Genomic DNA, 22,903 nt, shown 5'->3' on the forward strand with positions numbered 1-22,903 from the left:
ATGCGTGACTTGAATTTCGATTGCCTTGGACCATATATTAGCACTCCCCCGAGGTGAGTGCTAGAAGTGGTCCCGGCGCTTAAGATTGTTCAAAGTATTGCTCTCGGGAATCGAATTGCCGACGGTTCCACTGTAGAGCAGGTATTGCTTGTCCAGTTGATTCGGCTCAAAAGTGAGCCAGGAATGACTGGAATAACGTTAGACACAGATTACGGCCGCAGCGGCACGTATTCTGTTGAATGGCGCACGTACCCACGGCGCAGCCTGTAGGACTTATGCGCGTGGAAGCGTAGGGGATGGCAGCTAGGCCGTAGGATTCATTGCGGTGTCATGCGACGCGGTCTTGTCCGGTAAAGGGGCAGGCAGCCACACAGGAGGGCCGCCTAGCCCTGCTACACCAGATGGTGACGCTTATCGCGTTTTCAATACCATCTCGACAGTTTTTTTCAATGCAACTTTGTAGGACCGCGTTCAACGCTGGCGCGCCAGGTGACGCCGCACTGACAGCAGGGCGCCGACCAGGCCCAGCGCGGCGCTGATCGCCAGCAGGCCGGCGATTTCGAGTCCACCCAGCGGCATCAGCTGGAAATTCGAGCCGTACAGCCGGGCGAACTCCCCGATCGCGCCGTTCAGCGGGCGCAGGGCCAGGGTCACCGCGCCCAGCGCCACCGCGCCGGCGCACAGGCCGAGCAGGGCGCCGGTGTAGAAGAACGGACGGTGGATGAAATCGTTGGTCGCGCCCAGCAGTGTCGAGACCGAGATTTCTTCTTTCTGGGTCAGCACCTGCAGGCGGATCGTATTGAACACGACCGCGATCACGACGATGCCCAGGGTGGCCGCCAGCAGCAGCAGCGCCAGGCGCAGGATGGCCAGCATCGCGGCCAGGCGCTTGACCCAGCTTGAGTCGACCTGCACCGTTGCCACGCCCGGCAGTTCGCCCAGGCGCTCGGTAATCAGGTCCACCTGGGCGGCGGCGCCGGCGCTGGCGAAGCCTTCCAGCTTCATTACGTAGCTGTCGGGCAAGGGGTTATCGCCCAGGGTTTCCAGCACGTCGCCCAGGCCGCTACGCTCCTTGAGCGAAGCGAGCGCCTGCTCGCGCGGCACGAAGGCGATTTCCGCCCCTTGTCCACCCTGCGGCGCGACGATCTGGCGGATGCGCGGCGCCAGCGCTTCGGCATCGGCGCGGCTGGCGTCGTCGCGCATGAACAGGCTGATCTCGGGATCGACCGACAATTGCTCGGACAGCGGACGCACATTGTCGAGCAGGGTGATACCCGCGAACGGCAGGGTCAGCGCGAGCGCGACCACCAGCACGTTGAACAGGAAGCTGCCGGGCGACTTGCGCACTGTCGACAGCGCGGCCCCGAGGGCGAAGCGGTGCTGGCGCAGCCACGGGCTCATGCCGCACCTCCGACCAGCTGGCCCTGCTCGAGGCGGATCACCCGCGTGCTGCCTGCCAGCACCTGCTCGTCGTGGGTCGAAATGACGCAGGTGACGCCGGCGGCGTGGAAGGCGCGCAGCGCGTCGAGCACCTTGTCGGCCGCCACGCGGTCGAGATTGGCGGTCGGCTCGTCGGCCAGGATGATCTGCGGCCGGTTGACGATCGCGCGCGCGACCGCCACCCGCTGCTGTTCGCCGCCCGACAGTTCGAGCGGCATCGCCTTGGCGCGGTCGAGCAGGCCGACCCGGTCGAGCGCGGCGCGGGCGCGCTGCGCAGCGTCCGCGGTGCGGGCGCCCGTGACGAGGAGGGGCAGCATGGTGTTGGCCAGGATGTTGCGGTCGTTGAGCAGGCGCTGCTGCTGGAAGACGATGCCGATGTTCCGGCGCAGGAACGGAATCCCGGCCGGCTTGATGCGGCCGATGTCCTGGCCGTTGACGATCACCTTGCCGCTGCTGGGGCGCTCGACCGCCGCCACCATCTTCATGAGGGTCGACTTGCCGGCGCCCGATGGGCCGGCCAGGTAGACCAGCTCGCCCTTGGCGATGTCGAGCGAGACGTCGTGCAGCGCATAGGCGCCGCGCGCATCGCCGTGGGTGTACTGTTTGGATACCGACTGGAATGCGATCATGGGTCCCCGTTCCGTCAGCCGAGCAGCGCTTCGACGAATTCTTCGGCGTTGAACGGCTGCAGGTCTTCCAGCTTCTCGCCGACGCCGATGAAGTACACGGGGATCGGACGGGTGCGGGCGATCGCCGCCAGCACGCCGCCCTTGGCGGTGCCGTCCAGCTTGGTCACGACCAGGCCCGTGAGCTGCAGGGCGTCGTCGAAGGCCTTCACCTGGGCCAGCGCGTTCTGGCCGGTATTGCCGTCGATGACGAGCAGGGTCTCGTGCGGCGCGCCGTCCATGCCCTTGCCGATCACGCGCTTGATCTTCTTGAGCTCTTCCATCAGGTGCAGCTGGGTCGGCAGGCGGCCGGCGGTGTCGATCATGACGACGTCGGTGCCGCGCGCCTTGCCCGACTGCACCGCGTCGAAGGCGACGGCGGCCGGATCGCCCGACTGCTGCGAGATCACGGTGACGTTGTTGCGCTGGCCCCAGACCATCAATTGCTCGCGTGCGGCGGCGCGGAAGGTGTCGCCGGCGGCCAGCAGCACCGACTGGTCGAAGCTCTGCATATGCTTGGCCAGCTTGCCGATGGTGGTGGTCTTGCCGGCGCCGTTGACGCCCGAGATCATCATCACCAGCGGTTCGTGGCGGCCCAGCTCCAGCGGCTTCTGCAACGGTTGCAGCAGCTCGATCATCAGCGCCTTGAGCGCGGCCTTGACGGCGGCGGCGTCCAGCAGCTTGTCTTCCTTGACCTTGCGCCGCAATTCGCCCAGCAGATGTTCGGTGGCGTCCATGCCGGCGTCCGACATCAGCAGCGCCGCCTCGAGTTCCTCGTACAGGTCTTCGTCGATGCGGGCGCCGACGAACAGCAGCGACAGGTTGCTCGAGGTCTTGGACAGGCCGGCCTTCAGGCGCGCCATCCACGAGGTCTTCTTCTCGGCCTCGGTGGTCGGGCGTTCGGCGGTTTCGGGGAACAGGTTGGCGCCTTCGTGCAGGACGCTGGCTTCGGCGGCGATCGGGGCCGCGGCGATGGGCGCCGGGGCCGAAGCGGGGGCGGGAGCGGGGGCGGGCGCAGGCGGCGCGGCCGGCACGACCGGTTCCGGCGCCGGTGTGTCAGGCGCTTTTTTTCTTTTGAAGAAGCTAAACATAGTGTCTGGTGGCGGGACTGCGTGCGGACGCCGGCGTGGCCGGCGATGAAAAAACTAGCGAATATTTTACCAGAGCAGCAATACGGTCTTGCATTGCACGTGAGCGACACCACGCTTGCACGCCAAGTATCGCCTCCCTGAAGCCTTGCCGGAATCCAATCGTTCATGCTGGCGGCATGCCCGGTGTCGCTGCGGCGCATCGGATGCCGCTCGATCGTTGCGCGGGCGCATACAAGAACCGGTAAAGATGAAAACTACGAGTAGATTTTCGAAAAATACTGCAGTAGTATTTTTTCGCAATAAATTGCCCTCTCGACAGGGTATGAACACCTCGTCCTCTTCGTAGTCCAGCACCCGTTCCAATGCAGCACCGCGGCCGTCTCACCAGCCGGACCACCATCGCCACCGATGCGATGCCCTGCAACCCCAATTGGATTCCGCCATGACCAAACCGAACGACGCAGCGCCTCCCTGTTTCACGCAGCCGGACCAGTCCGCGCAACGCCTGACCGAACTGTTCGTCGACGTTTCCCAGAAGCGGCACATCGAGAACGACCCCGGACCCGCGCGGCGCGCGGTGTTCCGCAAGCAGCATGGCGTGGCCAGCGGCCGGCTGGAAGTCTTGCCGTCGATTCCGGCCGACCTGAAGGTCGGCGTGTTCCGCCATGCGCGGCTGGACGCATGGATGCGTTTTTCGAGCGACATCAAGCCCACCGATCCCGACCTGCGTTCGACGGTCGGCGTCGGCATCAAGCTGTTCGGCGTCGCCGGCCCGAACGGGCTGGGCGAGGAAGGCGATACCGCCGACTTCATCATGCAGAACTTCCCGGTGTTCTTCGCCGACGATTGCGCGGAGATGCTCGACTTCACTTATGCGAGCTTGATCGCCAAGGACGACGACGGCTACCTGGCCAAGCATGAGCGCATGTCCCGCCTGTTCGACCGCATGGCGAAGGTCGAGTCGAGCGTGCTGACGGCCACCTACTGGGCGATCCTGCCGTTCAGGGCGGGCGAGCAGTTCGTCAAGTACCGGCTGGAACCGGAAACCGAGTCCGACCGGATCGCCGGCAGCGGCAACGATTACCTGGGCACCGACATGGCGCGCCGCCTGGCGCGGCGCGAATACCGGTTCCGCTTCATGGTCCAGCGCCGCACCGACCCCGACAACATGCCGCTCGACCAGGCGACCGTCGAATGGAGCGAAAAGACCAGCCCGTTCGTGCAGGTGGCGACCCTGATCCTGCCGCAGCAGGACATCTGCACCCGCGGCCAGGCCGAATATGGCGACGCGCTGTCCTTCAACATCTGGCGCGTGCCGCCGGAGCAGACGCCGGTCGGCTCGATCGCCGAAGCGCGCAAGATCGCCTACGCGGCCAGCGCGCACGCGCGGCGCGAGGCCAACGGCCAGCCGCAGGAAGAGCCGCGCCAGCCGCGCGCGAGCTGTCCGTTCTCGGCGGGCCGGCCGGCGCCCGACGCCGACACCTGCATCGTCCAGGCGGTGATCCATCCGGCGATCGGCATCGCGCGCGTGGGGTCGAGCGAGGACGAATGGTTCCTGGGCCCGGAAGTGCGCAATCCGCCGGCCCAGCCGCCCGGCTTCTATCGCGACGCGCATCACAAGCTCAAGCGCCAGGCGGTGCGCTTCCGCGTCTACGGCGTCAACGCCAAGGGCCATATCGTGCGCGAACTGACGCCGGACGACGCGAAGATCGAGTGGAAGGTCCAGCTGGCCAATACCAAGTCGGCCTGGTATGGCTTCCAGCTGGCGCTGGACATTCCCGAAGCCGCCTGGGCGCCGCCGACGACGCTGCGCAATCCCGGCGTCGCCGAGCGCGACAGGCTGGCGATCACGCCGGCGGCGCGCACGGTGACGGGACGCGACGCCGCCCCGCGCCGCTTCGACGACGGCCGCTTCATGGACAAGCCGGTCTACCTGGGCGAGATCTTCACCGACGACCAGGGACGCCTGATCGTGCTGGGCGGGCACGGCGCCGCCGCCTCGTACGACGGCAGCCGCGCCGTCACCTTCGCCAACAACGAAGCCTGGCATGACGACGTCGCCGACGGTCCGGTGAGCGCCGACGTGGAATACCAGGGCATGCGCCTGAACGTCGTGCCGGCATGGGTGGTCGTGGCGCCGCCGAACTACGGCCCGCAGCGGCAGTCGGTGCGCACCATGTGGGATCTGATGCGCGACGTGGCCATCAACGCCGGCATGCTGCCGCGGCCCAGGCGGCCCAGTTTCACCTTCGACATCCTGCCGATCTTCGAGCGGATGGCCGGGCTGCAGTGGGTCAATGCCGGCTTCGCGTCGGGATTCGGCTGGAAGGGCGCGAACGACCTCACCAGTGCCGAAGCGCTCGCGCGCCTGTCCGATGGCGGCGGTGCCAGCGCCGAACTGCGGCACCTGGTCGCGAACCAGTTCCGCGACGACGCCGTCGACGGCGCCTCGCCCAAGCCCTGGCCCTGGCTGTACGGCGACGCGATGAACGTGCCGCCGGCCGCCACGCCGCGCCAGAACGCCTCGCTGTCCGGCACGCAGATGCAGATGCTGGCGCAGTGGGCGGCGGGCGACTTCATCGAGGACTACGACCCCGAGCGCCACTGGCCGGCCAGCCTGGACGAGGTGCCGCTGGCCGAGCAGGGCGACACGCTGACGCGGGCGGCGCTCGAATTCGCGCTGGCCGACGCCTTCCACCCCGGCTGCGAAATGACCTGGGTCACGCGCCAGCCGAGCATGTACATGGAACCGTTCCGCTTCGCCCACGCCCTGGACGGCTGGATCGCGCCGCAGCCGGCGCAGGTCCTGACCCCGGAAGCGATGCAGATCACCGACGGCCCCTTCGCCGGCCAGCAGCCGGGCGGCATCACGCGCTGGATGGCGGTGCCCTGGCATACGGACACGGCCAGCTGCAAGTCGGGCTACGTGCCGGAGTACGACCCGTATATTCCGACCTTCTGGCCGGCGCGCGTGCCCAACGAGGTGCTCACCAGGGAGAACTACAGGATCGTCATGGACGAGCGCAAGCCGCTGGGCGAGCGGCTCGCCGCCTTCGCCGACCGCGCGGGCTGGAGCGACCCGCTGGGCGACGCGAACACGAGCTACACGGACAAGATCAACAACATGATCCATCACTTCGACAAGCTCGGCGTGGTCGAGTCGCATCCGGGGCCATCCGACCGCGCGCACTTCCCGGCGCTGATCGAGGTCGAGGACCAGCATCCGAAGATCAAGGACATGGCGGCGCCCGACGCCCACCGGTCGCACGATGCGGCGCAGCCGGGACTGCGCATCGGCGCCCGCAGCAGCGCGCAGCGGCGCGAGCCCGAGCCGGGCACCATCGAGAAGGTGCGGCGCTTCCCGCACGGGCTGCCGGGCTGATGCCGGCCTGGGACGCGCTCGACGACGTCATCGATGCCGACGTCGTCGTGCTGGGCGCCGGGCCGGCCGGGTGCGCGCTGGCGCTCAACCTGGCGCCCTTCAGGCGGGTGCTGGTGCTCGACAAGGGCGGCCCGGCGCCGCGCCGCGTGGGCGAGGCGCTGCCGGCCGCCGCCGGCCGGCTGCTGCGCGACATGCGTCTCGAGCGCGACTTCCTGGCCCAGGGGCACGCCGCCTGTCACGTGACGCGCTCCTGCTGGGGCTCGTCCGCCCTGGTGGAGCAGGATGCCTTGCGCAATCTCGATGGGCCGGGCTGGCACCTGGACCGCGCGCGCTTCGATGCCTGGCTGGCCGATGTGGCGCGCACGCGCGGCGCCGCCCTGCTGGCCGGGACGCGCCTGGCCGGGCTGCGCCGCATCGACGACAGGGGAGCGCGCTGGCAGCTCGAAGTGCGGCGCCATGGCCAACCCTTGCAGATCCGGGCCGGCCTGGTGGTCGACGCGAGCGGCAGGGATGGGGTGCTGGCGCGCCACGTCGGCGCGCGGCGCCAGGCGCGGGGCAAGCTGGTCTGCGGCTGGCTGTTCGGCCGCGACGCCGGCGCCGCGACCGGCGCCAGCGAGCTGCACGCCGAGGAGGACGGTTGGTGGTACACGGCGTCGTTGCCTGAACAGAGACGCCTGCTGGCCTTCTACACCGATGCCGACCTCCCGGCGGCGCGTTGCGCGCATACCGGCCCGGCCCTGCTGGCCAGGCTGGCGCACACGCCGGCGCTGCGCGCCAGCCTGGCCGGTGCGCGCTTCGACCCCGAGGCCGGACACGGTTTTTGCGCCGCCCACGGCGCCGCGCTGGATCGCCCCTGGGGCGATGGCTGGCTCGCGGTCGGCGACGCCGCGCTCGCCTTCGACCCCTTGTCGTCCCAGGGCCTGTTCAATGCCCTGTACACCGGGCTCGCCGGCGCCGAGGCGGCGCATCGGTATCTGGAAGGAGAGGCCGGCGCGCTGGCGGACTACGGCGGGGAGACCGCCCGCATCGACCTGGCCTACCGCCGCCACCTGGACGCGTGGTATCGGATGGAAACCCGCTGGCCCGGCCACACGTTCTGGCGCCGGCGCCTGGACGCGGCGCCGTCGGCCGTGCCGGCCTAGCGGCCAGCCCTGGCGCTTTCCGCCTGCCGGCGGATCGTCTCCAGGGTGGCGTTCGGGGTGATCAGGTTGCCGTCGTAGCGCAGCTCGATCACGGCCGGCAGCTGGTGCTGTTCCGCATGCTCGAGCGCGCGCCGCAGCGCCGGCGCGAAATCCCCGGTCTTGTCGACGACTTCTCCATGGCCGCCGTAGGCGCGCGCCAGCGCGGCGAAGTCCGGATTGTGCAGGCCGGTGCCCGACACGCGGCCCGGGTAGGTGCGTTCCTGGTGCATGCGGATGGTGCCGAACATATTATTGTTGAACACCAGGATCACCACGCCGGCGCCGTACTGGACGGCGGTCGCCAGTTCCTGGCCCGTCATCATGAATTCGCCGTCGCCGGCGAAGGTCACCACGGCGCGCTCCGGCCACACGATCTTGGCGGCCACGCCGGCCGGCACGGCATAACCCATCGCGCCATTGGTCGGCGCCAGCTGGGTGCGCATGCCGCCGTAGCGATAGAAGCGGTGCGCCCACGAGGCGTAGTTGCCGGCGCCGTTGGTGATGACGGCGTCGCGCGGCAGTTGATCCATCAAGTCCTGCACCACCTGCCACAGGTCGAGCGGCGCGCCTTCCTTGAGCAGCGCCGGCTGCGCCTGCCAGGCGGCCAGGTCGGCCTTGGCCTCGGCCACGCTGTCCTGCCAGGCGGTGGCGTCGACCGGCTCCATCGCGGCCAGCATGGCGCAGGCTTGCGGCATGCCGCTGGCGATCATGAGTTCGCCCTGGTAGACGCTGCCCAGTTCTTCCGGGTCCGGGTGGATGTGGACCAGGCGCTGGCGCGGCACCGGCGCATCGAGCAGCGTGTAGCCGCCGGTCGTCATCTCGCCCAGGCGCGGGCCGATGGCGATCACCAGGTCGGCCTCTTTGACGCGCGCGGCCAGCTTGGGGTTGATGCCGATGCCGACGTCGCCGGCGTAGTTCGGGTGCGCGTTGTCGAGCAGGTCCTGGAAGCGGAAGGTGCAGCCTACCGGCAAGCGGTTTGCTTCGGCGAAGCGGGCCAGGTCGGCGCAGGCCTGCGCGTTCCAGGTGCCGCCACCCAGCAGCACGATCGGACGCCGGGCGTCTTGCAGCATGGCGCGCAGGCGGGCGATCTGCTCGCCCGTTGGGGCGCCGTGCGACGGCTGGTAGGGGCGGGTGTCGGCTACTGCCGCCGTCGACACCAGCATGTCTTCCGGCAGCGCCAGCACCACCGGGCCGGGACGGCCGCTGGTGGCCACCTGGAAGGCGCGCGCCAAATATTCGGGGATGCGGTCGGCGCGATCGATCTGGGCCACCCATTTCGTCATCTGGCCATACATGCGGCGATAGTCGATTTCCTGGAAGGCTTCGCGGTCGACGAAGTCGTTGCCGACCTGGCCGATGAACAGGATCATCGGGGTGGAGTCTTGATAGGCGGTGTGGACGCCGATCGAGGCGTTGGTGGCGCCGGGACCGCGGGTGACGAAGCAGATGCCGGGTTTGCCCGTCATCTTGCCGTAGGCCTCGGCCATGAATGCCGCGCCCCCTTCCTGGCGGTTGATCACGAAGCGGATGTTCGAGTCGTGCAGCGCATCGAGCACGTCCAGGTAGCTTTCGCCGGGGACGCCGAAGGCGGTGTCGACGCCGTGGACGTGGAGCGCATCGACCAGGAGCTGGCCGCCGGTGCGGGAAGGGTGGGTCATGGAGAGGTCATCCTTGAGGTTTTGGCATCTTCGGCATTCTATGTGAGCACGCCCGTGTCGGCTTTTGAAATGGCGACACTAAATTTCAGATTTCTTTTAGCGCTATTAGTTGCTGGAATGCGACGTGGATATGCATACAGAATAGCAATTAGGAAATTTATGTTTTCAGATTGACACTGATGTTTTCCAGTATTTATATTTACTGAGGCAATTTATGTTGCCAAAAAATATAATATTTACTAGGGAATATTCGTATGAAAAAGACCATAGCAATAACTTTGGCAGCGTGTATGACGTTGACCGGATGCGCGACTGCCTCTAAGGATGTCCCGGTCGCATACGTTTCGCCAATGCAATACCAAGCCTATGACTGTGAACAGCTGAGCAGTGAGATACAAAGAATCCAGTCTCGTGTCGTTCAACTGGGTGGACGCTTGGACGAGGCAGCATCGAATGATAAAGCCATTGCAGGAGTGGGTATTGTTCTGTTCTGGCCTGCGTTGTTCGCATTGGGCGGGACGAAGCAGCAAGAAGCTGACTATGCAAGACTGCGCGGCGAATACGATGCCAGCCATCAGGCTGCGATCCTGAAAAAATGCTCAGGTGCCGTTGCAGCGCCTGGCAACTCCCCGGTTGTTACTTCTACTCAAACGGGACTCTGATGAGAACAGACAACTTGAAAAACGTCGTCATTGCCGCACCGCTCGTCTTGACACTCCTGCTCACTGGTTGCGCCGCCCCGGCACGTATTGATCAGATGACCGCCCACGCAACGCCGCAACAGCGAATCGGACAGACGCCACTTCGTTCAAATGTTGCTGTAAAGGATGTAACCGGCGGAAAAGAAACGAACCCAATGTGGGTATCGAATGTTGGCAATAGTGAATTCGAGCAAGCTTTGGAGGGATCACTGCGTGATGCAGGCCTGCTAGCAAACGGTAAGCAGGCAGGGAAGTACCTGCTAATAGCGCATTTGGAGCGCGTAGATCAGCCAATGGCAGGGTTTGATATGACTGTCACTGTTGGCGTAATGTACTCCGTGATCGAGCGAACGACTGGCAAGGAAATCCTGACCCGCCGTATCAGCGTCCCGTATACCGCTTCGTTCAGTGCTGCATTTGCTGGCACAGAGCGTTTGCGAATCGCAAACGAGGGTGCAGTGCGAGCCAACATCACAAAGCTGATCGAAGAGTTGTTTGCTTTAAACGTTGACAAGATAGCCTTGAATTGAGCGGAAGAACCTCTCCCGCTTCAGGGGAGAGGACTTAATCTGTGCTGCAGGCCCCTACCGACAGCGGCGAGCGAGTACAATACCGCCCGTGAAGCAGGCCAGACAGTCGCTGGTCCACGCCGCAAGGTCGTGGACGGGAGGAAGGTCCGGACTCCACAGAGCGGGGTGACGGTTAACGGCCGTCCGCTGAAAGCCGTCTGGCGCAAGCCAGCGGTATAAGGCGAGGAATAGGGCCACAGAGACGAGCGTATTCAGTTACGGTGAAACGCGGTAACCTCCACCTGGAGCAATTCCAAATAGGCACGCGTTGATGTTGCTCGCGGAGCGTGCGGGTAGGAAGCTTGAGCGCTGGAGTAATCCAGCGCCTAGAGGAATGGCTGTCCATGCGCCGCCGCAAGGTGGCGTTACACAGAATCCGGCCTATCGGCCTGCTTTACTTATAATTCCCCGAGGCGCGTGATCCACGCGCCTTGTTGACGGTCGTCCCGGACCGCTTTGCCCTGGCGTTCCGCGCCGGCCAGAGTCCGGAGACGCCTTTGACCCAATACATCCTTGCCCTCGACCAGGGCACGACCAGCTCGCGCGCCATCCTGTTCGACCGCGCCGGCCTGCCGGTGGCCAGCTGCCAGCGAGAGTACCCCCAATATTTTCCCCAGCCCGGCTGGGTCGAGCACGACCCGCTCGACATCTGGCACAGCCAGCTCGCCTGCGCGCGCGAAGCATTGGCGCAAGCCGGCATCCAGGCCGCGCAGCTCGCCGCGATCGGCATCGCCAACCAGCGCGAGACCACGCTCCTGTGGGACCGCGTTAGCGGCGAGCCGGTGGCCAACGCCATCGTGTGGCAGGACCGGCGTACCGCCGGCGCCTGCGACCGCCTGCGCGAGGCGGGCAAGGCCGCCTTCATCCAGCAACGCTCGGGCCTCGAGCTCGACGCCTATTTTTCCGCCACCAAATTGCAATGGCTGCTGAACCATGTTCCTGGCGCGCGCAGCCGGGCCGAGAAGGGCGAGCTGGCCTTCGGCACCGTCGACAGCTGGCTGGTCTGGCGCCTGTGTGGCCGCCACGTCACCGATACCAGCAATGCCGCGCGCACGATGCTGTTCAACATCCATGCGCTGGCCTGGGACGACGACTTGCTGGCGCTGTTCGACATTCCGCGCGCGCTGCTGCCCGAGGTCGTTCCCAGCGCCGGCGTCGTCGGGCTGGCCGCCGAGGAGTGGTTCGGCCACGCGATCCCGATCGCCGGCATCGCCGGCGACCAGCAGGCCGCCACCTTCGGCCAGGCCTGCCACCGCAAGGGCCTGGTCAAGAATACCTACGGCACCGGCTGTTTCATGCTGATGCATGCAGGTGATTCCGCGCCGGTCTCGCGCAAGCGCCTGCTGGCGACGGTCGGCTGGACGGTCGCGGGCCGCACCGACTACCTGCTCGAGGGCAGCGTCTTCATGGGCGGCGCCACCGTGCAATGGCTGCGCGACGGCCTGGGCATCATCCGCCAGTCGCACGAGGTGGAGGCCCTCGCCACCAGCGTGCCCGACAGCGGCGGCGTGATGCTGGTGCCGGCCTTCACCGGCCTCGGCGCGCCGCACTGGGATCCGTATGCGCGCGGCACCATTCTCGGCATGACGCGCGGCACGGGCGCCGCCCACATCGCGCGCGCCGCGGTCGAGGCCATCGCCTACCAGAGCGCCGAGCTGCTGGCGGCCATGCAGAAGGACGCCGCCTGCGCCGTCACCGAGCTGCGCGCCGACGGCGGCGCCGCCCGCAACGACTTGCTGATGCAATTCCAGGCCGACCTGCTCGGCGTCGAGGTGGTGCGTCCGCGCGTCACCGAAACCACGGCCCTGGGCGCGGCCTACCTGGCCGGCCTGGCCTGCGGCTACTGGGAATCGCTGGAGGCGATCGAGGCGCAATGGCAGGTCGAGCGCCGCTACACGCCAGGCATGGACGCCGGCCGCCGCGCCGAACTGCTGGCGCGCTGGGCGCGAGCGGTCGCGCATGCGCGTTCCTGGGCCACGCCGGAAGAGTGAGGTCGGTGTAGCAATTTCACCACGCTGTTGCATAAAACCAGCAAAATTGAAATAGTCAGCAAAAGTGATGAAAAGCATTTGATTCCGTACGGAAACGAGGTGTCATATTTTCCGAGTTGAGCAATTTCGTGTGCGTCATGGTGATCGCGCCCTCAACACCTGGAGAAAAGAAAATGATGTCGACCTCGAACCGTAACCGCGTATTGGCTGCTGTCCTGGCTGCCGTCATGCCTTTCACCAGCGTGTACGCCGCCAGCCCGGCCACCGCGAAATTCGACGTGACGATGAGCGTCGTTGCCGACTGCACCGTCACCGCGACCAGCCTCGATTTCGGCCAGACCGGCCTGATCACCACGGCCAAGAACGGTCAATCGAACTTGACTGTGACATGCACCAACACTACGCCTTACAATGTGGGCCTGGATGCCGGTACCGGCGCCGGTTCGAGCGGCACGACGCGTTACCTGTCGGGCAGCAGCGGCACCAATACCGACACCGTGAAGTTCAACCTGTACCGTGCGCCGGGCGCGGGCCTGTGGGGCAACACCCAGGGCACCGACACGCTCGCCGGAACTGGAAACGGCGACAAGCAGACCTTGACCGTGTACGGCGAGATCCCGGTGCAGAATGCGCCGACGCCGGACAACTACAAATCGTCGATCACGGCATCCGTGTATTTCTAAACTGGAGTGTGCATGCGGAGTCTTCGCTGCGCCGCAATCGCTGCGGTCCGCTTTACAGCCTTGTCCATGGTCCTGGCGGCCGGCCAGCTGGCGCATGGCGCCAACCTGCAGATTTCGCCGGTCTCGATCAGCTTCCAGCCGGGCCAGAACGCGGCCGGCATCCAGCTCCAGAACAATGGCGATACGCCCCTGTACGGCCAGGTGAGGGTGTACGCATGGGACCAGCGTAACGGCGTCGACGACCTGACCCCGACCACCCAGCTGGTGGCCAGCCCGCCGGTGATCGAAGTCGCCCCCAACAGCACCCAGACCATCCGCCTGGTGCGCCGCCCGGGTGCGCAGGGCGCGGCCGCCGCCGGCGCCGCCGAACAGACCTACCGCATCCTCATCGATGAAATCCCGCGTGGCGACAGCCAGCAGGGCAACGTCGCGATCCGCCTCCAGTATTCGGTGCCGGCCTTCGTGCTGCCGGCCGACGGCCAGGCCGCGCCCAGGCTCGAATGGAGCACCTTCCAGCGCGGCGGCGCCTGGCACCTGCGCGCCTTCAACGCCGGCACCCTGCACGCCCAGATCGGCGCCACCAGCGTGCGCATCGGCGAGCGCGACGTGGAACTCTCCAAGGGCTTGCTGGGCTATGCATTGCCGGGCCGCGCCCGCGAATGGGCTTTGCCGCCCGACGTCGCGGCCGGCATGCCGGCGTCCCTGGGGATCCAGGCCACGGTGAATACCCGGCCCCAGTCCGCCAGCGCCGCCGTCGCCAGGGACTGAGTCCCCGTGCAGCAATGTTGATCAACCGCCGGCCATGGCGGGCGCTGCATTCGTCGTGCCTGCTGGCCCTGAGCCTGACGCCGATCGCCGCCGCGGCGGCGCAGGTGGCCGAGGTGACCGAGGTGGCCCAGTCAGCGCCGGTGGCCGCGGCGGCCGGGTAAGCGGTCGAACTCTTCCTCGACACCAGCATCGACGGCCAGCCCACCGGTCAGATCGTGTCCGTCATCCAGCTCGGCTCCACCTTGCGCATGACGGTCGAGACACTGCGCGAACTGGGCCTGGACCCGGCCCGCTTCGGCGTGGCCGGGCGCAGCGATTTTTCGCTGGACGAGGTGAGCGGCATGCGCTGGGCCTACGACCCCGCGAAGCAGGCCCTGGCCCTGACCCTGACCGATGCCCTGCGCGAGCAGCGCGTGCTGAGCGCACGCACGGTGCGCCAGGCCGGACCGGCCCAGGCCAGCCGCGGCATGCTGCTCAACTACAACCTGTTCGGCCAGAGCAGCTCGCGCGCGCTGGCCGGCACCCTCGACCTGCGCTATTTCGACCGCCATGGAACGCTGAACAGCACCGGCGCCGCCATCCTGCGCGGCCCGGGGCAGGGTTATACCCGCTATGACACCAGCTGGGTGCGCTCGTCGCAGGACAATCTCTCGACCTGGCAGGTGGGCGACACCGTCGCGCCGGCGCTGAGCTGGACCCGCGCCATGCGCCTGGGCGGCATCGAATGGCGCCGCAATTTCGAATTGCGGCCCGACCTCGTGACCTATCCGGTGGCCTCGGTCGCCGGCTCGGCCGTGGTGCCCAGCAGCGTCGACCTGTACGTGAACGGGGTGCGCCAGTTCAGCGCCGCCGTGCCCACCGGCCCCTTCGTGGTCGACCAGGTGACGGGCCTGAACGGCGCCGGCCAGGCCACCGTGGTCACCCGCGACGCCCTCGGACGCGAAGTCGCCACCACCTTGCCGCTGTACGTCGACACCCGCCTGCTGGCGCGCGGCCTGAGCGATTTCGCGGTCTCGGTGGGGGCGCTGCGGCGCGACTACGGCCTGCATTCCTTCCGCTACGGCAGCGCGGCGGCGCTCGCGTCCTGGCGCCACGGCTGGAGCGACACCATGACGCTCGAGGGGCATGCCGAGGCCGGCAGCGGCCTGGTGCTGGCCGGCGCCGGGGTGTTGAAACGCGTCCCGAACGCGGGCGTGTTCAGCGCCGCGCTGGCCGCGAGCGGCGGCCGCCATCGCGGCGGCCAGGCCAGCCTCGGCTATCAATACGTGTCGCCGCGCTTCGCCTTCGACGTGCAGTCGGTGCGCGCCAGCCGCGACTATGGCGACCTGGGCGTGCTCGAGGGCGTGCCGGTGCCGCGCGCCACCGACCGCGCGACGCTCAGCACCTCGTACCGCGGCAATGGCCTGAGCGTGAGCCTGATCCAGCTGCGCCTGCCGTCCGAGAACGGCCTGGGCCTGGCGCCGGATCCGCTGGGCCCCGGCGCCGGCGGCGGCACCCCGATCGGCCCGGTCGAAGAGACGCCGGGCGTCACGCGCAACGTGTCGCTGGCCTGGTCGCGCAGCGTGGGGCGGCGCGGCAACCTGAGCGTCAGCGCCTTCCAGGACCTGAAGCAGCGCGCCGACCGCGGCATCACGTTCACCTTCAGCATGGCCTTCGATTCGCGCATCTCGTTCAACACCAATGCCGGCCGCCAGCGCGGCGACACGGCGGCCACGGTGTCGCTGGGACGCGCGCCGGACTTCGAGGGCGGCCTGGGCTGGGCGCTGCAGTCCGGCATGGCCGGCGCCCAGCGCTACCACCAGGCGCAGGTCCAGTACCTCGGCTCGCACGGCCGCGCCGCCATCTCCACGCAACATGTGAATGGCGGCAGCAATACCAGCCTGGACGTCAGCGGCGCGCTGGTGGCGATGGATGGCGCGCTGGTCGCCGCGCGCCAGGTCGGCAACGGCTTCGCGCTGGTCTCGGCCGGCGCGCCGGACCTGCCGGTGTTGCAGGACAACCGCGTGATCGGCCGCACCGACAGCAAGGGCCGCCTGCTGGTGCCCGACCTGCAGCCATATGCCGCCAACCGGATCGCGATCGATCCATCCTCGCTGCCGCCCGACACCCGCATCGCCGGCAGCAGCCAGGACGTGGTGCCGCGCGAGTACGCCGGCGTGGTGGCGCGCTTCGAGATCGAACGCTATGCGGCGGCGACGCTGATGGTGCTCAAGCCCGACGGCCGGCCGCCGGAAGTCGGCACTCCCGCACGGCTCGAAGGCGCCGGGGCCCGCGGTGCGGCCGGCGCGGTGGTCGGTTACGATGGCGTCTTGTTCGTGGAAGGATTGCGCGCGCAGAACCGGGTGACGGTCGGGACCGGCGCGGATGCCTGCGAGGTGCGCTTCGACTACAAGCCGGTGGATGGCGAGCTGCCGACCATCGGACCGCTGGTATGCCAGCCCGTGCAAGGAAAACGACCATGATGAAGATGACGACCATGAATGTCCGGCTGCTGCGGGCATTGTGCGCAGCAGCGCTGTTGTGGCTGCTGGCCATTCCCGGAGCGCGCGCCGATACCTGTACCGTCACCATGACCGACATCGACTTCGGCGTGGTCAGCCCGATCGCCAACACCGACTACACGGCGCGCGGCACCCTGAACGTGACCTGCTACTGGACCCTGCTGGTGGGCCAGTCGGCGCTGCTGCTGCCGGCCGCCAACGTCTGTGTCAACCTGGGGCCGGGCAGCGGCGGCGGCACGGGCGACCCGCGCTACATGACCAGCGGTTCGCGGCGCCTCGGCTTCAACCTGTACGGCGACCCATCGGCCACCTCGGCCTGGCTGTGGGGCAGCAACACCAGCACCATCGGCGCCAAGCCGATCGCCGGCTGACCGTCGCGATTCGACTGGCAGCCGTCACCGTTGGACGGAGCGACACCGCGCTCGGCGCGTTCTACCGACGTCTTGCAGGACGCATCGGCACGGCCAAAGCAGTGACCGCCACAGCCCGCAAGATTGCGGTCCTGTTTTACAACGCTATGCGGTATGGTATGGATTACCGGGACCCCGGTGCCGACCACTATGAACAGCAGTATCGCGATCGCGTGGTCAAGCAGCTGCATCGGCGCGCAGCGCAGTTCGGATTTGCTCTGCAGCCTCAGGAATCAATGGCTAGCGGGTGAGTTTCTTAGGAATGGCGCTGTACCCGTTAGATATGGATGAGCATTGAACTGCTGAGCTGACCGGCGGTCCAATCCCCGTCGTCATCGATCGGGAGCGCGCCATGAAAGCGCCGCAGTTCGAGAAGCTGTTTGCCCAGCTGGCACTGCTGAACCAGCCACAGCGCCGGCAGGTGCTCGTCGCCCTGCATCCGGCAGCCGGGCTCGACCGGGTGGTCGCACTCATCGGCGAAATCCGGTCAAAGGGGCGGCAATGCCCCGACTGCGCCTGTGATCGATGCCACCGGCATGGCCAGGCCAACGACCTGCAACGCTATCGCTGCTGCGCATGCGGGCGCACCTTCAACGACCTGACCGGCACGCCGCTGGCGCGGCTCAGGCACAAGGGGAAATGGCTCGAGTATCTCGACACTGTGCTCGATTCCCGCACGGTCCGCTCCGCGGCCAAGCGTATCGGCGTGCACCGCAACACGACCTTCCGCTGGCGCCATCGCGTCCTCGACCGGGTCAAGGACGACCGGCCCGACCACCTTGTCGGCATCGTCGAGGCCGACGAGATGTTCCTGCTCGAATCGCAGAAGGGTTCACGCAAGCTCGATCGCCCGCCGCGAAAGCGCGGCGGCCGGGCCGCACTGCGCGGCATTTCGCATCACCTCGACTGCATCCTGGTGGCGCGCGACCGCGGCGGACAAACCATCGACGCCGTCACCGGCCGCGGCGCCCTGAAGGTGGCCCAGCTGGTCACTCACCTGCTGCCGAAACTCCATGCCCAGGCGCTGCTGGTCACCGACGCCAACACCGCCTATCCCGCTTTCGCCCGTGCCCATGGCGTCGCCCACCAGGCTGTCAATCTCAGCGCCGGAGAACGAGTCCGTAAGGGCGATGCGGGCGCCATCCATGTGCAGAATGTAAACGCCTACCATCGACGTTTCAAGGAATGGCTGGCGCATTTCCATGGCGTGGCGTCGCGCTGGCTACCCAATTACCTAGGCTGGCACTGGGCGCTTGACGGCGGGCGAGTCAATTCTGTCGAGCAATTGCTGCGCATCGCATTCGGAGTCATCAACAGCTAACGATGATAGCGCCAAAAAAAATCCCCGCACCGGGCGGGGATGGACAGGCGATCAGCGCAGCGGATCGGACGGCACCGAGTGCAGCCAGCGCGCGTGCACGAAGCGCGCCGCGTAGTCGAGCGCGTAACCCAGCAGGCCGATCAGGATGATGGCGGCCGTCAGTTCCGAATACGCCAGGCGGTCGCGCGTATCGAGGATGAAGTAACCCAGGCCGGCGGACACGCCCAGCATCTCGGCCGGCACCAGCACGATCCAGATGATGCCGATCGCCAGGCGCACGCCGGTCAGGATCTGCGCCGTGATCCCCGGCAGCACCAGGCGCCAGATCACTTCCCATTTGGTGGCCGACAGCGAGCGCGCCAGCAGCATCCAGTTGGGGTCGAGCTGGGCCACGCCGGCGGCGGTGCTCAGCATCAGCGGCCACACGGCGGCGAAGGCCAGCAGGAAGTAGACCGGCGCGTCGCCGACGCCCAGCACCATCACCGCCAGCGGCATCCACGACAGCGGCGAGACCATGCGCAGCAGCTGGAACAGCGGCGTGCTGGCCTGGCTGAAGGCCTTCGACATGCCGACCAGGATCCCGAGCGGCACGCCGAACAGGATGGCGAAGCCCAGGCCCACGGCCACGCGCTTCAGGCTGGTGGCCACGTGCACCCAGATGTCGGGGCCCAGCACCATCGCGCGCAAGGCCTCGAAGGTCTCCATCGGGGCGAACATGGCCGCGATCGGCGTGCTCTCTTCGAGGCCCTTGGCGCCCCAGGCCCACAGCAGCAGCGCGATCGCGAAGCCGGCGACCGGCCACAAGAAACGTCCCAGCATGATCAGACCGCGATCGTCTCAGTGCGCAGCAGGTTGGCCGGCAGGCCGAACTTGGCAGGCCCGCCCACGGCGGCGATCGACTTGCGCACGAAGCGGTCGTCGACCAGGTCTTTCGCCACGAACTTCGGATCGAGTTTGGCCAGGAAGCTGGTGTCGCCCTCGACCTTGGTCTGGCCAATCGCGCGCACCAGTTCCTCGGTGTACGAAGCGAACGGGAACGGCTGGAAGTCGATGCGGCGCTGCTGCCAGGCCGGGTGGGCGACGATGCGGCGCTTTTCGTAGTCCGAATAATCGGTGGTGGCCAGCACCTTGGTCAGCGCCTGCAGGTTGTGCGGGGTGTACTTGTTGGGACCGGTGGCGGCCAGCAGCTTGGCCGTCTCGACCTGGTTCGAGCGCGACCACAGCTGGGCATTGACGATCGCGTTGGTCACGCGCTGCGACCATTCCGGCTTGTCGTTCAGGTCGCGCTCGGCCAGGAAGGTCACGCAGCAGGCGTGGTTCTTCCAGACGTCGCCCGAGAAGCGCAGCACCTTGCCGATCTTCGCATTTTCGGCCACCGCATTGAACGGCTCGGCCACGATGTAGCCGGCGATCGACTTGGTCGCCAGCGCCGAGACCATCTCGGACGGCGCCAGCACGATGAGGTTAACTTCATTTGGCTTGAGCGCGGCGCCGCGCGCGCGGGTGACCACGCTCAGCTTGTTCGCGGTCAGGATCTTCTGCAGCAGGATGTTGTGGATCGAGTACCAGAACGGGATCGCGATCGTCTTGCCGCCGAGGTCGGCCACCGAGTTGATCTCGTTCTGCACCGTCAGGGCGGAGCCGTTGATGTGGTTCCAGGCCACCACCTTGGCCGGGAATTTCGAACCGTAGCGCACCCACAGGGTCGCCGGCGACAGCAGGTGGATCACGTTGACCTGGCCGGCCACGAAGGCCTCGACGATCTGGGCCCAGCTGCGGAACAGGCGCGGCGTCTCGACCTTCAGGCCTTGTTGCTCGAACAGCTTGCGGCCGTGCGCCACCAGCAGCGGGGCGGCGTCGGTGATCGGCAGGTAGCCGATTTTCACCGGCTGGTCGTCGCCCTTGAAGTTCTGCGCCATCGCGTCGCCCGCGAACAGCAGCGGCGACGCCGCCGCGGCGCCGGTCAGGGCCGACATGCGCAGGAAGTCGCGCCGGGTCATGCCGCAATCGCAGTCGGAAGAAGCGCAGATGTGGATCGGGTTGCTCATGGGTTTTCCTTGTTGTTCGTGTTCGTGGTTCGCGCCGCGGCGTTCAGGCGCCTTCGCGCAGCGCCTTGATGATGTCCAGCCGCAGCCCGACCACGCCGTCGGCGTGTTCGTGGCGCGGCCGCGGCAGGTCGACCTTCCACTCGCGCACGATGCGTCCGGGCTGGCCGGCCATCAGCAGGATGCGGTCGGCGACCAGGATCGCCTCGTCGATATCGTGGGTCACCAGCAGGGCGGCGGTATGCCAGCGGTGCACCAGGTCGACCAGCAGGGCCTGCATCTCGGCGCGCGTGATCGCGTCCAGGGCCGAGAACGGCTCGTCGGCGAACAATAGCTCGGGCTGGCGCGCGAGGGCGCGCGCCAGCGCCACGCGCTGGGCCTGGCCGCCGGACAGCTGGGCCGGATAGGCATGCGCGCGCGCCGCCAGGCCGACCGCCTCGATGGCGTCGACCACCCGCTGCTTGCGCGCGTCGCGGGAGATCGCCGGCTGGCGCGCGAAGTCCAGGCCGAAGCCCACATTGCCTTCGACGCTCAGCCAGGGCAGCAGGCTCGGTTGCTGGAACACCAGCGCCGCGCGCGGATGCGGGGCCAGGAGCGGTTCGCCCAAAAAGCTGACCTGTCCGGCCTGGGCCGGGCTGAGGCCGGCCAGGCCGCGCAGCAGGGTCGATTTGCCGCAGCCGCTGCCGCCCAGCAGGCACACGATCTCGCGCCTGTCGATGGTGAGAGAGATATTGTCGACCACGGTCTTGCCGCCGTAGCCGATGCGCAGGCCAGAGGCCGACAGCGCGGTCGCGCCTGGTTCGAGCACGGGCGCCGTCATGCCGCGGCGTGCTTCGCGAGTTCGACCTGCAGCTGGGTCAGGCTCGGGGTGACGATCGGGATGAAGGCTGATTCGCGCCAGCGGCGCGCGAAGCTGCGGTCGCGGTCGACCAGGTAGGCGCGGCCGCCGCTGGCTTGCAGCTCGAGCATCACGGCTTGCTGGACGCTTTCGGCCAGCGCGATGCGCAGCCTGAACATCGGCGCCGCGGCGGTCTTGAAGCGGCCGTCGGCCACGCCATCCTTCAGCTGCGTGACCAGGTCTTCCAATGCCACCTGCTGGCCCACGATACGCTCGAGCAGGGGGCCGCGCATGGCGGTCGACAGGCTGTGCGCCGCGCGCAGGCTGGCGCGCGCCAGGCCGATCGACAGGCCGCACTGCAGGCCCAGGAAGGACGGACGCACGCCCGGCAGCCAGGCGCGCGCGTTCGGATGCAGCACTTCGCCTTCGCCGATCTGCACGCCCTCGATCTTGACGGCGGCGGTATTGCTGCCGCGCAGGGCCATCAGTTCGAGGTCGGGGCTGCGCGTGACGCCGGCGCCGTCGCTGACGAAGGCGACCACCGCGGGCGGCAGCTCGCCGGCGGAGTTGACGGCGGCGGCGGCGATGAAGCCTTCCTTGCGCAGGTTGGTGATCCAGGCCAGCGAACCGTCGAGCTGCCAGCCTTGTTCGTTGGGGGTGGCCGTGATCTGCAGCGACTCGATCCCGGACAGGAATTTCATCGCGTTTGACAGGCCGGTCGCGCCGGCGAATTCGCCGCGCATCAGCGGGCCGATCCAGCGTGCGCGCATGGCCTCGTTCGGGCTTTGCAGCAGGTATTCGATGAAGGTGCGCTGGCCCCAGAACACGAAGGCCGCGGTGACCGAATATTCGGCCACGGCGGCGATGGCGTCGATCGCATCGATCGTGGCGCCGCCGCTGCCGCCCAGTTCCTGCGGTACGCCCACGGCGAACAGGCCGGCGCCGGCCAGGCGCGGCACGACTTCGCTCGCCAGCTCGGGCGTGCTGTCGAGCTGGTCGGCGTTGGCCTGCAGCCAGTCAGTCAGCTCCGCGGGCAGAGTCACGGCAGAGCGTGTCGTTTGTTCGCCGACCGACATCAGATGGCTCCGCTGGCGAAGGGCTGCAGCTGCGGGTTGATCGCGCTGCCGGCCAGGGTGTTGGCGAAGTTGCACAGGGTGGCCAGGCTGATGCCCAGCACGACTTCCAGCGCCTGCTGGTCGTTGTAGCCGGCGGCCTTGAAGGCGGCCAGGGCGTCGTCGCTCACGCCGCCGCGGGTGGCGATGACGGCTTCCGAGAAGCGGCGCACGGCGTCGAGCCTGGCGTCGCCGGTATCCTGGCCTTGCTGCATGGCGCGGACGGTCTCGACCGGCAGCTGGGCTTTCTTGAGGGCGATGGCGGTGTGGCCGGCGATGCAGAAGTCGCAGCCGTGGATGCGGGCGGCGGTGATCTGCACGACTTCGCGTTCCGGCAGGGTGAGGCTGGTCTCGGCATTGATGCCGGACACCGTCATATAGGTCTGCAGCGCCTGCGGCGAATTGGCCAGCACGCCGATCAGGTTCGGCAGGAAGCCGTTGTTGGCGACGGCCTTGTCCACGAAGGGACGGCTGCCTTCAGGCGCGGTTTCTTGGGTATGCAGGGTCAGGCGGGACATGGCGGATCTCTCTATCAAAGCGTTGGGTC

The 22,903-nt window shown here is 67.4% G+C and carries 20 protein-coding genes and 1 other RNA gene; 12 read left to right on the plus strand and 9 right to left on the minus strand.

The features are described 5' to 3' along the window. Positions 1-471: 471 nt before the first annotated feature. The 3 genes from ftsX to ftsY are packed head-to-tail and all read right to left on the minus strand — an operon-like array spanning position 472 to position 3,196. Positions 472-1,401, minus strand: coding sequence for a permease-like cell division protein FtsX (gene ftsX, locus KY496_RS23480; RefSeq protein ID WP_071360318.1), 930 nt, complete (start codon positions 1,399-1,401; stop codon positions 472-474). Beyond that, entirely contained in the window at positions 1,398-2,069 is a 672-nt protein-coding gene (locus KY496_RS23485; protein ID WP_071360317.1) for a cell division ATP-binding protein FtsE, read from the minus strand. Before KY496_RS23485 ends, ftsX begins: the two co-directional genes overlap by 4 nt. 14 nt (positions 2,070-2,083) lie before the next feature. Next, complete coding sequence (gene ftsY, locus KY496_RS23490) at positions 2,084-3,196, minus strand: signal recognition particle-docking protein FtsY (RefSeq protein WP_219862676.1); 1,113 nt, start codon at positions 3,194-3,196, stop codon at positions 2,084-2,086. A gap of 442 nt (positions 3,197-3,638) precedes the next feature. On the opposite strand from ftsY, the gene KY496_RS23495 reads away from it, so the two are divergent. Then, a complete protein-coding gene (locus tag KY496_RS23495) occupies positions 3,639-6,578 on the plus strand; it encodes a LodA/GoxA family CTQ-dependent oxidase (protein WP_219862678.1) in 2,940 nt (979 codons plus the stop codon). Continuing rightward, a complete protein-coding gene (locus KY496_RS23500) occupies positions 6,578-7,720 on the plus strand; it encodes an NAD(P)/FAD-dependent oxidoreductase (RefSeq protein WP_219862679.1) in 1,143 nt (380 codons plus the stop codon). The genes KY496_RS23495 and KY496_RS23500 overlap by 1 nt, the downstream gene beginning before the upstream one ends. Here KY496_RS23500 and KY496_RS23505 read toward each other — a convergent pair. Then, positions 7,717-9,417: a thiamine pyrophosphate-binding protein gene (locus tag KY496_RS23505; RefSeq protein WP_219862681.1), complete on the minus strand. Its 1,701-nt coding sequence runs from the start codon at positions 9,415-9,417 to the stop codon at positions 7,717-7,719. The two genes, KY496_RS23500 and KY496_RS23505, sit on opposite strands and share 4 nt — an antisense overlap. Before the next feature lie 254 nt (positions 9,418-9,671). Here KY496_RS23505 and KY496_RS23510 point away from each other — a divergent pair, with 254 nt between their 5' ends. The 10 genes from KY496_RS23510 to KY496_RS23555 all read left to right on the plus strand — a co-directional run bounded on the left by KY496_RS23510 (position 9,672) and on the right by KY496_RS23555 (position 18,361). Continuing rightward, positions 9,672-10,079 (plus strand): hypothetical protein, encoded by a 408-nt coding sequence (locus KY496_RS23510; protein ID WP_081589948.1) that lies wholly within the window; start codon positions 9,672-9,674, stop codon positions 10,077-10,079. Positions 10,080-10,093: 14 nt separating this feature from the next. After that, positions 10,094-10,648 (plus strand): hypothetical protein, encoded by a 555-nt coding sequence (locus KY496_RS23515; RefSeq protein ID WP_040777255.1) that lies wholly within the window; start codon positions 10,094-10,096, stop codon positions 10,646-10,648. Positions 10,649-10,738: 90 nt separating this feature from the next. Continuing rightward, positions 10,739-11,087: RNase P RNA component class A (gene rnpB / locus KY496_RS23520), an RNA gene on the plus strand. Between the two features lie 97 nt (positions 11,088-11,184). Beyond that, positions 11,185-12,678 carry a glycerol kinase GlpK gene (gene glpK / locus KY496_RS23525; RefSeq protein ID WP_040777258.1) on the plus strand — a complete coding sequence of 498 codons (1,494 nt, stop codon included), beginning with the start codon at positions 11,185-11,187 and terminating at the stop codon, positions 12,676-12,678. A 173-nt stretch (positions 12,679-12,851) separates the two neighbouring features. Beyond that, positions 12,852-13,361: a spore coat U domain-containing protein gene (locus tag KY496_RS23530; protein WP_005668194.1), complete on the plus strand. Its 510-nt coding sequence runs from the start codon at positions 12,852-12,854 to the stop codon at positions 13,359-13,361. Between the two features lie 66 nt (positions 13,362-13,427). Next, positions 13,428-14,129: a molecular chaperone gene (locus tag KY496_RS23535; RefSeq protein WP_219865164.1), complete on the plus strand. Its 702-nt coding sequence runs from the start codon at positions 13,428-13,430 to the stop codon at positions 14,127-14,129. A gap of 14 nt (positions 14,130-14,143) precedes the next feature. After that, positions 14,144-14,290, plus strand: a complete 147-nt coding sequence (locus tag KY496_RS23540; RefSeq protein WP_219862683.1) for a hypothetical protein — start codon at positions 14,144-14,146, stop codon at positions 14,288-14,290. A 54-nt stretch (positions 14,291-14,344) separates the two neighbouring features. Then, positions 14,345-16,591, plus strand: coding sequence for a fimbria/pilus outer membrane usher protein (locus KY496_RS23545; protein WP_219862685.1), 2,247 nt, complete (start codon positions 14,345-14,347; stop codon positions 16,589-16,591). Continuing rightward, positions 16,588-17,001 (plus strand): spore coat protein U domain-containing protein, encoded by a 414-nt coding sequence (locus KY496_RS23550; RefSeq protein WP_219862687.1) that lies wholly within the window; start codon positions 16,588-16,590, stop codon positions 16,999-17,001. The genes KY496_RS23545 and KY496_RS23550 overlap by 4 nt, the downstream gene beginning before the upstream one ends. A gap of 391 nt (positions 17,002-17,392) precedes the next feature. Beyond that, positions 17,393-18,361, plus strand: a complete 969-nt coding sequence (locus KY496_RS23555) for an IS1595 family transposase (protein WP_219862688.1) — start codon at positions 17,393-17,395, stop codon at positions 18,359-18,361. A gap of 51 nt (positions 18,362-18,412) precedes the next feature. Here the strand turns inward: KY496_RS23555 and KY496_RS23560 are convergent, their stop codons facing one another. The 5 genes from KY496_RS23560 to KY496_RS23580 are packed head-to-tail and all read right to left on the minus strand — an operon-like array spanning position 18,413 to position 22,874. Next, positions 18,413-19,180: an ABC transporter permease gene (locus KY496_RS23560; RefSeq protein WP_005668205.1), complete on the minus strand. Its 768-nt coding sequence runs from the start codon at positions 19,178-19,180 to the stop codon at positions 18,413-18,415. Positions 19,181-19,182: 2 nt separating this feature from the next. Continuing rightward, on the minus strand, positions 19,183-20,409 hold the full coding sequence (locus tag KY496_RS23565) for an ABC transporter substrate-binding protein (protein ID WP_071360308.1): 1,227 nt from the start codon (positions 20,407-20,409) through the stop codon (positions 19,183-19,185). 43 nt (positions 20,410-20,452) lie between these two features. Then, on the minus strand, positions 20,453-21,226 hold the full coding sequence (locus tag KY496_RS23570; RefSeq protein ID WP_005668208.1) for an ABC transporter ATP-binding protein: 774 nt from the start codon (positions 21,224-21,226) through the stop codon (positions 20,453-20,455). Next, entirely contained in the window at positions 21,223-22,320 is a 1,098-nt protein-coding gene (locus KY496_RS23575; RefSeq protein WP_005668210.1) for an acyl-CoA dehydrogenase family protein, read from the minus strand. The genes KY496_RS23570 and KY496_RS23575 overlap by 4 nt, the downstream gene beginning before the upstream one ends. Then, complete coding sequence (locus tag KY496_RS23580) at positions 22,320-22,874, minus strand: carboxymuconolactone decarboxylase family protein (protein ID WP_005668211.1); 555 nt, start codon at positions 22,872-22,874, stop codon at positions 22,320-22,322. The genes KY496_RS23575 and KY496_RS23580 overlap by 1 nt, the downstream gene beginning before the upstream one ends. Positions 22,875-22,903 lie beyond the last annotated feature (29 nt).

Source organism: Massilia sp. NP310 (assembly GCF_019443485.1).
GTDB classification, from domain to species: Bacteria; Pseudomonadota; Gammaproteobacteria; order Burkholderiales; family Burkholderiaceae_D; genus Telluria; species Telluria timonae.

Bases quoted from the DNA above. Each gene is read 5' to 3' on its own strand.
- ftsX (WP_071360318.1), bottom strand. From the start codon at position 1,401: ATGAGCCCGTGGCTGCGCCAGCACCGCTTCGCCCTCGGGGCCGCGCTG.
- KY496_RS23485 (WP_071360317.1), bottom strand. From the start codon at position 2,069: ATGATCGCATTCCAGTCGGTATCCAAACAGTACACCCACGGCGATGCG.
- ftsY (WP_219862676.1), bottom strand. From the start codon at position 3,196: ATGTTTAGCTTCTTCAAAAGAAAAAAAGCGCCTGACACACCGGCGCCG.
- KY496_RS23495 (WP_219862678.1), top strand. From the start codon at position 3,639: ATGACCAAACCGAACGACGCAGCGCCTCCCTGTTTCACGCAGCCGGAC.
- KY496_RS23500 (WP_219862679.1), top strand. From the start codon at position 6,578: ATGCCGGCCTGGGACGCGCTCGACGACGTCATCGATGCCGACGTCGTC.
- KY496_RS23505 (WP_219862681.1), bottom strand. From the start codon at position 9,417: ATGACCCACCCTTCCCGCACCGGCGGCCAGCTCCTGGTCGATGCGCTC.
- KY496_RS23510 (WP_081589948.1), top strand. From the start codon at position 9,672: ATGAAAAAGACCATAGCAATAACTTTGGCAGCGTGTATGACGTTGACC.
- KY496_RS23530 (WP_005668194.1), top strand. From the start codon at position 12,852: ATGATGTCGACCTCGAACCGTAACCGCGTATTGGCTGCTGTCCTGGCT.
- KY496_RS23535 (WP_219865164.1), top strand. From the start codon at position 13,428: ATGGTCCTGGCGGCCGGCCAGCTGGCGCATGGCGCCAACCTGCAGATT.
- KY496_RS23540 (WP_219862683.1), top strand. From the start codon at position 14,144: ATGTTGATCAACCGCCGGCCATGGCGGGCGCTGCATTCGTCGTGCCTG.
- KY496_RS23550 (WP_219862687.1), top strand. From the start codon at position 16,588: ATGATGAAGATGACGACCATGAATGTCCGGCTGCTGCGGGCATTGTGC.
- KY496_RS23555 (WP_219862688.1), top strand. From the start codon at position 17,393: ATGAAAGCGCCGCAGTTCGAGAAGCTGTTTGCCCAGCTGGCACTGCTG.
- KY496_RS23560 (WP_005668205.1), bottom strand. From the start codon at position 19,180: ATGCTGGGACGTTTCTTGTGGCCGGTCGCCGGCTTCGCGATCGCGCTG.
- KY496_RS23565 (WP_071360308.1), bottom strand. From the start codon at position 20,409: ATGAGCAACCCGATCCACATCTGCGCTTCTTCCGACTGCGATTGCGGC.
- KY496_RS23570 (WP_005668208.1), bottom strand. From the start codon at position 21,226: ATGACGGCGCCCGTGCTCGAACCAGGCGCGACCGCGCTGTCGGCCTCT.
- KY496_RS23575 (WP_005668210.1), bottom strand. From the start codon at position 22,320: ATGTCGGTCGGCGAACAAACGACACGCTCTGCCGTGACTCTGCCCGCG.
- KY496_RS23580 (WP_005668211.1), bottom strand. From the start codon at position 22,874: ATGTCCCGCCTGACCCTGCATACCCAAGAAACCGCGCCTGAAGGCAGC.